This window comes from Kyrpidia spormannii, from assembly GCF_002804065.1.
Lineage (GTDB): Bacteria > Bacillota > Bacilli > Kyrpidiales > Kyrpidiaceae > Kyrpidia > Kyrpidia spormannii.
Genome location: NZ_CP024955.1, coordinates 350862 through 363226, shown reverse-complemented (window position 1 = coordinate 363226; position 12365 = coordinate 350862). Strand labels below are relative to the sequence as shown.

Sequence of the window (12365 nt, the reverse complement as noted above, 5' to 3'; positions counted from 1 at the left end):
ATGGCCGTGGGTGCAATCTTCCTCGCCCGCTGTGCGCTGAATCAAGAAGCCTTCACCTCGGCCAACAATTTCATCACCCCGGCGGCCAGAGCCTTCACCCCGATGGGCAGAGCATCCTCATCCACGGTAAACCTGGGGTGGTGGTGCGGATACACAATACCCTTATCCGGATTTCCCGCGCCGATGAAGAAGAAGCTCCCAGCCACCCTGGATTGATAAGCGGAAAAATCTTCTCCCCCCATGGTGGGCACGGCTTCGACGATCACTTCGGGGCCAAAAGCTTCCTCGAGCCCCTCCCGAAGCCACGCCGTCACAGTCGCATCGTTGATCACCGGCCGGTATCCGTGGGTGTACTCAAAATCGTACTCCGCCTCGTGGGCTTCGGTCACCCCCTTCAGAATCCGCTCAATCCACTGGGGCGCCTGCCGCCGCAACTCCGGATTAAAACAGCGCACCGTCCCCCACAATTCCGCCGATTCCGGAATAATATTGTCCGCCGTTCCGGCCATAAACCGCGTCACCGAGACCACCAGCCGGTCCAGTGGGTCCACATAGCGGGACACAATGTGTTGCAGGTTTGTGACCACCTGGGCGCCCACGGCGATGCTATCCACGGTGAGATGCGGCTGAGCCGCGTGCCCGCCCCGCCCGCGAATCACGATCCGGAACCTGTCCGGCGAAGCCATGAGTTCCCCGGCTTTCACGCCGATTTTACCGACCTCCAAGGGAATCCAGAGGTGCGCCCCGATCACCGCCTGCACCCCGTCCAGCACCCCGAGATTCACCAACTCCTGGGCACCTCCGGGAAACAGTTCTTCTGCGTGCTGAAACAAAAACCGCACCTCGCCCCGCAGCCGTGAGCGAAGCTTGGACAGGACCCGGGCTACCCCCAGCAGCATCGCCGTGTGCCCGTCGTGCCCACAGGCGTGCATCACCCCGGGATTCGTCGAGGCGAAGGGCAGATCATTCTCTTCCTGGATCGGCAAAGCGTCCATGTCCGCCCGCACCGCCACCACCGGGCCGGGGGCCTCCCCGATCAACCGGGCCACCACGCTGGTCTTCGTCGGCCGACTCAGCTCAAAACCGCCAAAAGACAGCAGAGTATCGTAAACGAATTGCGCCGTATTCTCTTCCTGAAACGACAACTCCGGATGGGCGTGCAAATACCTCCGCCAAGTCACCACATCGCCGCCCGCCGCTGCCGCCAACGCTGACAGTTCCTCGGCCAAAATCGCCAAGGCGCCCCCTCCTCCCCAGTACGCGCTCATTTCGGCTGACTTACGGACATCTGAGTTTTATTACGATACCGCCCGGGATCGCAATAAATTTTTGTTTCTTAATTGAGTGCCCGGGCCCCGGCGGGATGGCCTGCCCCTTCGTGGGCCGACGGCCGCACCCCAGTCCTCCGGCCCCTCAGCAAAAACACAACCCGGATCCGGACGACACCTCGGCCGGATCCATCACCGCTGGAACCGCACGGGCACCATCACCACATCCTGTTTCGACCCGTCCCGGGGGCTCGCCGCGTAAACCATCAACATCCCCGCCGGATTCGTCGGGGCCTTATAGGCGAAATTTTTGTCGATGGTCATCCATTCCGGCGCGCCCGCTCCGGACAACACTTGATCCAGGAGGACATTGTGACCATCTTCCAAATACACGTGAATCTGGCCCTCGAAGGCCCGGGCTTTGCCCTGGAGGTGGAGCGATGTTCCTGTCAGTGTGTGCTCGGGCTTGGGCGCCGTCACCATGATGTTCGGCTCCACCAAACCCGGGGATTTCGGCGCCTTGGGCCCTTCAAAAATCAGTTCATACGCAGTGGCCCAGGCCGGCGTCTCCACCACATCCACCGGATAACTGATCACCTGGGCGTACAGTTTGCCCGGCTCGGGATCACGAAAGACGGCCCTAACCTGAAGGTGCCCGCTTGGCAACTGTTTGATTTCTTGCACCTCGACTTTATGGCCCGGATTCGGGCTTGGGCCCCGGCTGACCATCAGGTACCTGGTCCCGCCAAAGGTAAAAAATCCCCAGAAGGGCCGCTCACGATTGGCCCGCACCCAATCGCCCATCTCCGCCGCGGGATAGTCCCCCTCCGCCACGTGCCGGACCGCCAGCTTTTTGACCTGCGAACCGTTCGAATCGTTGGGATTCGTCGCGGTTGCCCCCTTCTGCCCATCCGAGGCGGACGCCGTATCCCCGGTCCCTTCCGGCACCGACGCCCCGCCGCCCTGACCCGGCGCGGATGGTGCCGCCGCCCCGCAGGCCGAAAGCACCAGCGCCGCCGACACCACGCCCGCCATCGCCGTCATCCCCCGTCTCCACACACCGCCACTCGCCATGGCCCTCACCTCGCGAATGTGGGTAGGCCGCCATGTGGATAACAGCCTTCCAAGACCACCATAACATACTTCATCCCGGGTGGGCGAGGGGAGATGTTATACAGGAGGGCTTTGCGACCGATTTGCGTTACAATGTGAGTTAGATCCTCATTCAAAGGAGCGAATCCCATGTGGAATGACACTACCGTCACGCGCATGTTAAGCATTCAATATCCCATTATCCAGGCCCCAATGGCGGGCGGGCCCACGACGCCTGAACTCGTCGCCGCGGTGTCCAATGAAGGCGGACTCGGTTTTCTCGGAGCCGGATATATGTCGCCCGACTCCATCCGGGCCGCCATTCGCCGGATTCGTGAACTCACCGATCGGCCATTTGGAGTAAACTTGTTTATTCCAGACCAGAACATCCAAGTGGACAGGGAAGTCGTCAAGGCCATGATACATCATTTAAAATCCCTCGAGGCGTTGCCCGAGGAGGTGGGGAGGGAGATTGACAGCATTCCCATCGAAAATGCCCCCGGGGATACGTTTACCGAACAGTTGGAAGTCATCTTAGAAGAACGCATTCCCGTCTTTAGTTTCACTTTCGGCTGCCCGACCCAAGAACAGATCACAGAGTTGAAATCCCGCGGAATCCGAGTGATCGGCACGGCCACCAGCGTGGCGGAAGCCGTATACCTTCAGGAGGCGGGTGTGGATGCCGTCGTGGCCCAGGGTTGCGAAGCGGGCGGCCACCGCGGGACCTTTCTCGAAGCACACTCGTCTTCCCTTGTCGGCACCATCGCCCTGGTTCCCCAAATCGTGGACAGAGTCCGCATTCCCGTCATCGCTTCCGGAGGGATCATGGACGGCAGAGGGATCGCCGCTTGCCTCACCCTCGGGGCCTCCGCCGTTCAAATGGGCACCGCCTTTCTCGCCAGTCGGGAGAGCGGCGCACACCCGGCCTACAAGAAAGCCCTGCTCCACAGCCGCGACACCGAGACTGTCATCACAGACGCCTTTTCCGGAAAACCCGCCCGGGGCCTCAGAAACACCTTTATTTCGTGGATGGCACAATATGACGCCCCAATACCCCCGTATCCCATTCAGAATGCCCTCACCCGCCCCATTCGCAACTGGGCCGCACGACAAGCCGATCCCGAATTCATGTCTCTGTGGGCCGGCCAGGGTTCCGCCCAGAGCCGGGACGCGAGCGCGAGAGACATCGTCCGGCAACTCATTCAAGAGGTGGAACGGGCGATCGGCAAGGCGACCGGTTGGACCCGGTACCTGGCCACGAGGAACCCCCACTGAAAGGAGGTACCCCTAACCCCGTCGACGCCTTAGGTCGGCAGTTCCCAGAAGAAGACAAATGGCACGTGTCCCATTTATCGAAGTGGAGTTCACCAAATCCCTCATGATGCTCCAACAGCCTGGTCTTGACGTATTCCAACTGTACCTGGATATTGTCAAGCCGCTTTTCAATGTCGTCGAATTGTTGCCAGGTTTTCTCGTTGCCCTTTCGGAGACTCCGAGTGATGTTGGAAGGTGGGATGGCGGATGGAAATCCAGCTTGACCCCAAACAGTTTGAACGGTGGGAACGTATCGACGGTGTGATTTACGACATGACCCCGTCGCCTTCCACAGAACACCAAAGGATTGTGGGCAGACTGTTTCGTGACATAAGCGGATATCTAAAAGGAAAAACGTATGAATGTTTTACTGCACCATTTGATGTTTACCTGGATGGTGACAAATCGGGAAATTATGTGCAACCAGACATCACCGTCGTGTGTGATCCATCGAAACTGCGTCCGCATGGATGTGTGGGCGTTCCGGATATGGTCGTGGAAGTTCTGTCACCTGCTACAGCATACAAGGACAAGACGGTCAAGCTCCGGGCCTACAAGGCTGCAGGAGTTCGTGAATATTGGATTGTCGACCCACACCACCAGATTGTAGAAGTCTATCGACTGACTGATACCGACGTGTTCCCGACAGTACACAACAAGGACGAAACGGTCACGGTGAGCATCTTTGAAGGGCTGGACATCAGCCTGCGGGACATATTCTAAACGACCAGGGCGGCCCGTTTCTTGGAACGCTACAAAAGGCTATCGCCTTACGGAGCGCAATGTTCTGGAGCGCCTGCCGGAGAAACCGAGAGATTGGGTCAAGAGGCAACTGCAGGGGACCTGGCGTCAGGAGACCGCGAAAGAGTCGCCGGCGGCCCCACGGCGATTGGCCGCGCAGCTTGAGAAGGCGTATCCAGGGACTGCAGCCAGTTTGCGGGAAGGAATGGAAGAGACCGTGACCGTGATCCGACTGGGTATTCCGGAACTCTTGCAGGGAAACTGCGCTCGACGAACGCGATTGCATCGGCACATGAAAAGGTGCGTATGGCGAGTCGGAACGTGAAGCGCTGGCAGAATGGGGAACAGGTGCTGCGCTGGGCTGCCTCTTAAGACCCGAGATCCGCTAGCATCATGGTGGTATACGGTCCGGCCAGTACGCGCGTGAGACCGATCACGCGGATTCCTTCGAGTGGTTCCGTCCCATTAGACCGTCCCATTTCTTTCCTCGAAGAGATAATCCGCCAATTACTTTGCGTAACTTGGGCCAAGATAGCTAGCACAATCCAACAAATTTACCGTTCACAGCCACCAAATGACCTTTTTTCACCACGGCGTGGGCGTGGTTCACCGCTCTCCCAAACCTACACAAATCTCACTTTGCGCAGGATTTGGGTTCAGGACTGTCATGTCCCTCATTTGATCTCTTGGCGGCTGGCGGCGTGATCAACTCACCCGCCCGCCGACGGCCCCCGGAATCTCTTGGATCCCTAGACCGTCGAACCGCCAAGCCCGCCTGGTCTTAACGGCAATTTGGCCTCCCAGACGGCCCGAGCAAGGCACCTCTAAGGTTTTCAGCACTTGTTCTAGTCCGTTGATCGACGAATTCTCGTCCCGGATGTGGTGCGTCCCGCACTCCGGACAGGTCCACTCCCGAACCTCCGGAGGAATCCCGACCGGCACTTTGTAGTGGCACTGGCAACACGTCCGGGTGGACCCGTCTTCGTCCCACTCCCCGTACACTTTCCCGGATCGGGTCGCCACCCACGCCAAGGTTCCCTTGAACCGCCCAATGAGCGACTGGTTGTTCATTGCTCGGCGCATCCCCCGGCTGATTTCCCCACCCCGGGGCGTGTAGTCCCCCACGAACACCGCGTCATACTCCCGGTACAACCGGTTGACCATCGTCCACAGGTACACCTTCGTCTGCTCTCGGCGCACCCGCCACAGCTCTTCCAGCCGCTCGTTCAGCTTCTTCCACCTTCGCGACGGCAACCACACCTCCGATCCGTCTTCCCGTACCACCCGAACCGACTTCCTCTTGCACCGGTCCCGCAGGGATTTCACCTCGTCGATCCTCCGGTCCAGAATCTTGAGAAACCACGGATTCCGGATTTCCGTCGCCACCCCGTCGGTCCCCACTCCGTAGCCCAGGTTCTTGTGGTTCGGGTCAATGGCAATGACCCGCCCCGCCGGCCGCCGGGCCGGTACAGGCCTCTCCACCGTGAACACCGCGTAGAATAATCTTCCCTCTTTGACGATCCGAAGCTGACGAACCATTCCCGGTTCGAACCAATCGGGCAAGGGTTCCGCCAGATGGGCCGTCACCTGGGCTTGCTTCTCCTTGCCCGTCTTTTCGTCCAGGACTTTCCCCAGGGATAACCGCAAAGTCCGGCCCTCCAGCCCGAAGCCCTTCCAGGGCTCGTCGTATTGCAGGGAGAACCATTCCCGCCTCCACGACCGGAACTTCGGCCAGCCGACCTTCTTCGCCCCCTTTTCGCGACGCGCCTTCTGGTATTTCCGGATCGCTCCGCTCAGCCGCAGGGCCGCGTTCTTCAGCACGGACGAATACACCGTCCGCAGGAATGGATACTCCTGTTTGAGCGCCGGAACCCGGTCCCGCAGGCCCCGCTTGGTGTACAGCACCCTGGCCGCTTCCGGGTCCTGGGTGCTCCGGAACTTCTCCCGCAAGGTGTTCGCCTCTTCGAGCAGGTGATTGTACAGCCAGTTGGCGATCCGCGACTGCCCGTCCAGCACCGCCGCCGTGTGTTCATCCACTTCCAGAAGCATTTTCAAGGCAGATCGCATCGGCCGCCTCCTTCAACGTCTTCAGGATGTCCCGGTTCTTCCGGCTCCGGCTCCCGTACAGCCGGGCCGAAAACACCGTGATGATCTCCAGCACGTCCTGCACCAGCTCTTCCTCGAAGGTCGCCTCTTCCGAGGCATTGATGATGACCACCTCCGTTCCAAAATGCTCGCACAAGGAGAAGACCAACTCCGACCCGAACCGAAGCAGACAGTCCTTGTGGGTGACCACCAACCGGCCCACCTCCCCGGAACAGATCCGGCGAATGAGTTCCCGCAGGCCCCTTTTGTTGTAGTTGAGCCCGGAACCCAAGTCGCGGACCACCTCAAACCGCCACCCGTTTGCGGCGCAGAACGTCTCCAGCAACTCCACTTGCCGTTCCAAATCCCCCTTCTGGTCGTGACTGGAGACCCGGGCATAGGCGAGAGTGACCCGCTCTTTCGGTTCCGGTTCCTTGCGGGCCCATCCGCGAAGGCTGGCCAGGTCATACCGACGGTGACCTCCGGGCGTCCGCTCCACCTGAATCTTCCCCTCCGCTTCCCAGCGGCGAAGGGTCTCCGGGGCAACTCCCAGCTCTTTGGCCGCTCTACCAATGGAAACCTTCATGAGATAATATTACACAAAATGATGAGGAATATCAATCTTTATTAAGTTTTATGTGAGCAGTTGCGAGTCCCAAAACGATAGACGAGATACGCCGGATTCTCCGCCTCCCACAATACAAAATCCGCCCATTTTCCGGGCTCCAGCGTTCCCGTCTCCCCGCCTCGGCCCAAAGCGCAGGCCGCATTGAGAGTCACCGCCGTCACGATCTCCTCGGGCGTCATGCGCATCGTCGCCGCCGCCATGGCCATGACCAACTGCAGCGATTCCGTCGGGCTACTTCCGGGATTATAATCGGTCGCCAAAGCAACCGGCAGAGCGAACTCATCGATCATTTTCCGCGCCGTAGCGGGCGTCTCCCCCAGAAAAAACGCCGTCCCCGGCAGCAGCACCGCCACTACGCCCCCATCGGCCAGGGCCCGCAACCCTTCCTCCGTCGCATGGAGCAGATGATCCGCCGAAACCGCCCCCACCTCCGCCGCCAGCTCCGCCCCGCCCGTGGCCGCCAACTCGTCGGCGTGCACCTTCGGACGCAGACCCCAGCGCCGCCCCGCTTCAAGAATCACCCGGGACCGCTCGGCCGAAAACACCCCCTGCTCACAGAACACATCGCAAAACTCCGCCAGCCTTTCCCTGGCCACCGCCGGCACCATTTCCTCGGCCACCTGGGCCACATAATCATCCGGCCGATCCCGATACTCCCCCGGCACCGCGTGAGCGCCCAAAAAAGTGGAAACGACGTCCATCGGGTGGCGCCGATTCAACTCCCGGGCCACCCGCAGCTGCTTCCGTTCCGTCTCCCACTCCAACCCGTACCCGCTTTTCGCCTCCACCGTCGTCGTCCCCATCGTCATCTTGATAGAGTAGGCCAACCCCTTTCGGGGCCAGCCCCTCAATGAACGGCTCGTGCGGTTTTCCCGCAAACCGCTCTACGTCACTTACTCTCGAACTTGCGTACTCGTTCCTGGGCTCGTTGATACGCAGCAGCTCGCTTGGCCCAGTACGCTGCGTCATCAGCTTTGCGTTGCCGCTTGGCAGCGGCTGCCTTCTCCCTGCGCTGACGGATAAGCGCTAAATACTCGTCATCTGTCAGCGGCAGGCCCGTAGCCGCATCCCGAACAATTCTCTCGGCATATCGAAGTCCCGCCTTTATAAGGCGCTCGTGGGTGTAGATTGACCTGAGCATGTTAGCTCTCCTGTACGTCTTGCTACCGCCACGCTGAGGCAGGCGGCAACGCCGAATACGTTGACGGACATACGCATCTAGCCTGCTCGTCTGTTGACCGAGGAGCGCTGTGGCACAGCGGCATCGGCCTCGAATTGATTTATACACCTGCACCGCTTTAGCAGCTTGTGCCCAGTACGCCGCCTTTCCCATGATGATCGGGTTCACTCTCTCGACCAGCGCTGCCAGACTTAGGGTATGCGTCTTTGGGGTCTTTTCCTTCACTGCCACTCGGAAATCCTTCATGGCTTCCGAGGTACATTTCAGCCCAAAGCTCCATGTTCCGTCCCGTTTTCGAAACCATCCTTGGATTGCCACTCCGAGGTATTCGAGTTCAGGAATTATCCTTCCGTCTGAGGTGCGTTCCTCCATCAGGTGCAGGGTCTTGGTCTTTTCAACCGACAGTTCGAGCTTTAGTCTTTTCATCACAGTTCGAACGATATTTTCCCCATGCTTGACGCCTTCTTCATTCTTTGCGAAGACCAAAAAGTCGTCGGCATAGCGCACAAACTGCACTCCAGCCTTACTGAGCTCCCAGTCCAACTCGTTGAGGTAGACATTGGCCAGCAATGGAGAGATGACTCCGCCCTGCGGCGTACCCGCCTTGGAGAAACTTCTCACACCATTCTCCATGACCCCAGCCTTTAACCACTGCCAGATGAGGTCCAAAATGGATCGGTCGGCAATCCTTCGCTTCATAACCTCCAGCAGTATTCGATGGTCTATACAGTCAAAGTAGCCCTTGATGTCAGCATCGTACACCCAAACATAGCCTTGCTCCATCAGGTGAATGATGCGTCCGAACGCATTGAACGCACCTTTTCCGGGACGGAAGCCGACGGAGGCCGGATGAAACTCCGTCTCGTATAGAGGTTGGAGTATATCCACCACCGCTTGCTGTACAACCTTGTCCCGTATAGACGGAAGGCCAAGTGGACGTTTCTTGCCGTTTCGTTTCGGAATGTAGCGTCTGAGTACTGGCATTGGCTTATAAGTCTTGGCTTTGAGGTCTCTTAGAAGCTCTTGGAGGTTTTCCTCCAATTTGCTTTCAAAAGCGGACAGACTGATTCCGTCTACTCCGCCAGCCCCCCGATTCGCCTTCACTTTTAGCCACGCCTCATACAACCGTTGATAGCTGAGCAAACGTCCGTAAAGATTGTGCCACTTCAAGTTCGAGCGTCTCCTCGCAAGCAGGACCATCTTGGCAGTGTTTCGCAGCGGAGGCTTACCAATTAGCATGCCTGCTTCTGAATCAACTTTTTCAGCAACGACGCCTTCCTTCACTTCACACCGAGTTATGGTCTCGGGGTTACTTCGCTACTATGAAGGCGCTCTGACTTCTCTCGGCACACGAGCAACTTCGGATACCCTTATATGCCCATGCCCACTACGGTAACCGAGAGATCTCGACGGGTCACCCACATTGGCTACAGTGCACATGTCTCACCCTCCACGTGATGAACCGCATACCCCGTTATCGTGGTCGACAGGGCTGCCTCACCCCTCCCTCATGGGGGGGTTTTAGGTTCCGCAGAGAACGCAGCGTCCCCAGTTCATCCCGCCGCTTTGGCATTCAGCATTTCGCTTTCAACCTGCACACTTCGGATAGGGACCTCTCGGCACTCCCTCTCTCCTTCGCCACGTTCCTCACGGAAACGCCCTAGAAGTATCCTTTGCTGCACTGACCACTATGCAGCGCTGACCTGTCCAGCAGTCCAACCGTTGCTGGATGTTCAGCATCCAATGTGGGCTGCCGCCCGCACACCTCCTCCCCCGCCTGAAGGCGGAGGATTCCTTCCTGCCACCAGGGGCCTTGTTGCACCCCTTGGATCGGTCGAACAACCGACTCCCCGGCGCTACACCGGAGAACAGGCGATCCGGGCCAGTCCAGCCCTTAAAATGTTCATCGCTCCCACTGTGTCGGCATTGCCCTCATACCCGCACCTCTCGCACCGGAATGTCGATTGCCTCGGCCGATTCGCATTGCTCACATGCCCGCATTCCGGTACCGGGCATCTTTGGCTCGTGTACGGGGCCGGGACGGTCCCCAGCCAGCCTCCCGACCAGTGGAGCTTGTACTCCAAAAACGTCTGGAACATCGACCACCCTTGGTCCAGGATCGCTTTGTTCAGCCCGCTCTTCGCCCGCACGTTCTTCCCCGGATTCTCCCTCGTCCCCTTGGCCGACCGGCTCATGTTCTGGATCCGCAAATCCTCCACAAACACCATCGCGTGGGTTTTGCTGATGGCCGTGGAGGTCTTGTGCAGAAAATCCCGCCGGGCATTCGCGATATGCGCATGAAGACGCTGAATCCTGGCCTTCTGTTTCTGCCAGTTTCGCGAGAACCTTTTCTTCCGCGACAGCTTCCGCATTTCCCAAGCCAGTTTCTTTTCATGCCGCCGGAACCACCCCGGCGCATCGACAAACGTGCCGTCCGACAACGCCGCAAAATGCACAATTCCCCGGTCGATCCCCACAGCCGACTCCGACGGGTGGACCGGCTCCGGCACGTCGATCTCCGTCTGGAAAGAGATGTACCAGTGCCCGGCCTGCCATGTTACCGTGGCATTCCGAATCGTCCCGTCGATGGTCCGGGACTTGCGGAACTTCACCCACCCGATCTTGGGCAGGAAAACCTTCGGCAAGACACACCGCCCGTCCGCATCCTTGGTCGACAGGTCGAGCTTGATCTGTTTCGGGTCCGGAAAGCGCAGGCCCGCCTCGTCCCGGTTCTTTTTCTTGAACGTCGGGAAGCGCGCCGGGTTGGACTTGTCAAACGCCGCCCGGATTGCCCGATCCAGGAACTTGAGCGTCCACTGCAAAGGGTGCACAGGGGCGTTGGCCAAAAACCCGTATTCCTCGCTGTGTCTCCAGAGTGTCAGGAGCCGGGCAAGCTCCTCATACGAGAGTAAAGGGTACCCGGCCTCCAGTCGCCCCTTTTGCAAGGCCAGCGCCTTGTTCCAGACCAACCGCGCACATCCCCGGTAACGGGTGAGGCACTGGGATTGTTCGGTTGTGGGTTCCAAACGGAATCGAAAGGACTTGAAAATTTTCATGGTTCTAAGATACCCCGAATGTTCGAGTCTCGCAAACGCATATTCGCCAAAAGAGCCGCTCTTCCTCTGTCCGCTCAATGACGCGCCGCAAACCTCTTCCTGAAGGAAGAGGTTTGCGGCGCGTTTTTTCAGATCAAAAATTCCAATAAATGTGTTCTCCCTGCTCCAACGTTTCCACCCGGTTCAGCCGCTCTTCAATCCCGGGGATCCGCTTCGCCGTCTCCAGAAGGAGCAAGTTGAGCAGCACAATAGGCGCCCCGTACACATCAAAAATCGACGAGGTGGTCACCGGCACCGTGATCACCGGATCGGCAAATTGGGTAACGGGGGAGACGACGCGATCGGTGACGGCCGCGATGGAAAACCCGGCATCGTGCAAGCGCTCCACATGGGAAAGGAGAATGTTCGGATATCGCGGAAAGGCGATGGTCACGATCTGCGTGCCCGCCGGATCCCTCAAGGGCAAACTGTTCCAGGCCGGCGTGTGGGGAAGAACCTCCTCGACCCCATCCCGCATTTTATTGAGCACATAGGTCATATAGGGGAGGAGCGTCGCCGACATCCGGGCGGACAAGAGCACCACCCGCGGAGCCGTGGCCAATTTGTCCGCCAGCCTCCGGAAGGCCTCCTGCTCCGCGACTTCCCTCAGTCCGGCGATATTGAGCTGTTCATTGGCAAGGATCTCTTCGTAGTCGTCCCGGTTCCCCCGGGTGGCGTATCGCAGGCGCTTGGGCGCCGTAATGTCCTCCCGGACCAATTTCTGCAACTCCCGGAGCAAATCGCTGTATCCGTGAAAGCCCAGGGACATACAGAAACGGGAGACACTGGCCTGACTGACCTTGGCTTCCGCCGCCACCTCCCCGGCGGTCATGAAAGGAATTTCAAGATAATGGGTCGCAAAATAGTCCGCCAAATGCCGGTTGGTCTCGGATTCGCCCGCTGCGGCTCCGAGGCGTTGCAGGAAATCCTCCAAGCTTTTGAGATTCTGCAATTCTTTCATC

Annotated in this window: 10 protein-coding genes and 3 pseudogenes; 4 read left to right on the top strand and 9 right to left on the bottom strand. The window is 58.9% G+C overall.

Translation table 11 applies throughout. The features are described 5' to 3' along the window. Positions 1-41: 41 nt before the first annotated feature. Both CVV65_RS01925 and CVV65_RS01920 read right to left on the bottom strand, forming a co-directional pair. Positions 42-1232: a M20 family metallopeptidase gene (locus CVV65_RS01925; protein WP_407928401.1), complete on the bottom strand. Its 1191-nt coding sequence runs from the start codon at positions 1230-1232 to the stop codon at positions 42-44. Positions 1233-1460: 228 nt separating this feature from the next. Beyond that, the gene (locus tag CVV65_RS01920) at positions 1461-2342 is read right to left on the bottom strand and encodes a Gmad2 immunoglobulin-like domain-containing protein (RefSeq protein WP_157935340.1); all 882 of its coding nucleotides are present in this window, start codon (positions 2340-2342) and stop codon (positions 1461-1463) included. Between the two features lie 168 nt (positions 2343-2510). Between CVV65_RS01920 and CVV65_RS01915 the strand changes: the two genes are divergently transcribed. The 4 genes and pseudogenes from CVV65_RS01915 to CVV65_RS17370 all read left to right on the top strand — a co-directional run. Beyond that, positions 2511-3635: an NAD(P)H-dependent flavin oxidoreductase gene (locus tag CVV65_RS01915; RefSeq protein WP_100666711.1), complete on the top strand. Its 1125-nt coding sequence runs from the start codon at positions 2511-2513 to the stop codon at positions 3633-3635. A gap of 58 nt (positions 3636-3693) precedes the next feature. Next, positions 3694-3939, top strand: a complete 246-nt coding sequence (locus CVV65_RS16880; RefSeq protein WP_198592087.1) for a hypothetical protein — start codon at positions 3694-3696, stop codon at positions 3937-3939. After that, positions 3882-4397 (top strand): Uma2 family endonuclease, encoded by a 516-nt coding sequence (locus CVV65_RS01910; protein ID WP_100666710.1) that lies wholly within the window; start codon positions 3882-3884, stop codon positions 4395-4397. Before CVV65_RS16880 ends, CVV65_RS01910 begins: the two co-directional genes overlap by 58 nt. 52 nt (positions 4398-4449) lie before the next feature. Continuing rightward, positions 4450-4784: pseudogene (locus tag CVV65_RS17370) on the top strand (transposase); the annotation flags it as partial. A 2-nt stretch (positions 4785-4786) separates the two neighbouring features. Here CVV65_RS17370 and CVV65_RS16485 read toward each other — a convergent pair. The 7 genes and pseudogenes from CVV65_RS16485 to CVV65_RS01880 all read right to left on the bottom strand — a co-directional run. Next, positions 4787-4894: pseudogene (locus CVV65_RS16485) on the bottom strand (CoA transferase); the annotation flags it as partial. Positions 4895-5120: 226 nt separating this feature from the next. Next, the gene (locus CVV65_RS01905; RefSeq protein ID WP_232796680.1) at positions 5121-6482 is read right to left on the bottom strand and encodes an RNA-guided endonuclease InsQ/TnpB family protein; all 1362 of its coding nucleotides are present in this window, start codon (positions 6480-6482) and stop codon (positions 5121-5123) included. Continuing rightward, on the bottom strand, positions 6445-7086 hold the full coding sequence (locus CVV65_RS01900) for an IS607 family transposase (protein WP_100669106.1): 642 nt from the start codon (positions 7084-7086) through the stop codon (positions 6445-6447). Before CVV65_RS01900 ends, CVV65_RS01905 begins: the two co-directional genes overlap by 38 nt. Positions 7087-7127: 41 nt before the next feature. After that, positions 7128-7928: pseudogene (gene hutI / locus CVV65_RS01895) on the bottom strand (imidazolonepropionase); the annotation flags it as partial. An 89-nt stretch (positions 7929-8017) separates the two neighbouring features. Beyond that, a complete protein-coding gene (ltrA, locus tag CVV65_RS01890) occupies positions 8018-9478 on the bottom strand; it encodes a group II intron reverse transcriptase/maturase (RefSeq protein ID WP_157935332.1) in 1461 nt (486 codons plus the stop codon). A 686-nt stretch (positions 9479-10164) separates the two neighbouring features. Then, a complete protein-coding gene (locus CVV65_RS01885) occupies positions 10165-11364 on the bottom strand; it encodes an RNA-guided endonuclease InsQ/TnpB family protein (protein WP_100666709.1) in 1200 nt (399 codons plus the stop codon). 133 nt (positions 11365-11497) lie between these two features. Continuing rightward, positions 11498-12364: a MurR/RpiR family transcriptional regulator gene (locus tag CVV65_RS01880; RefSeq protein ID WP_100666708.1), complete on the bottom strand. Its 867-nt coding sequence runs from the start codon at positions 12362-12364 to the stop codon at positions 11498-11500. Between the last annotated feature and the right edge of the window lies 1 nt (position 12365).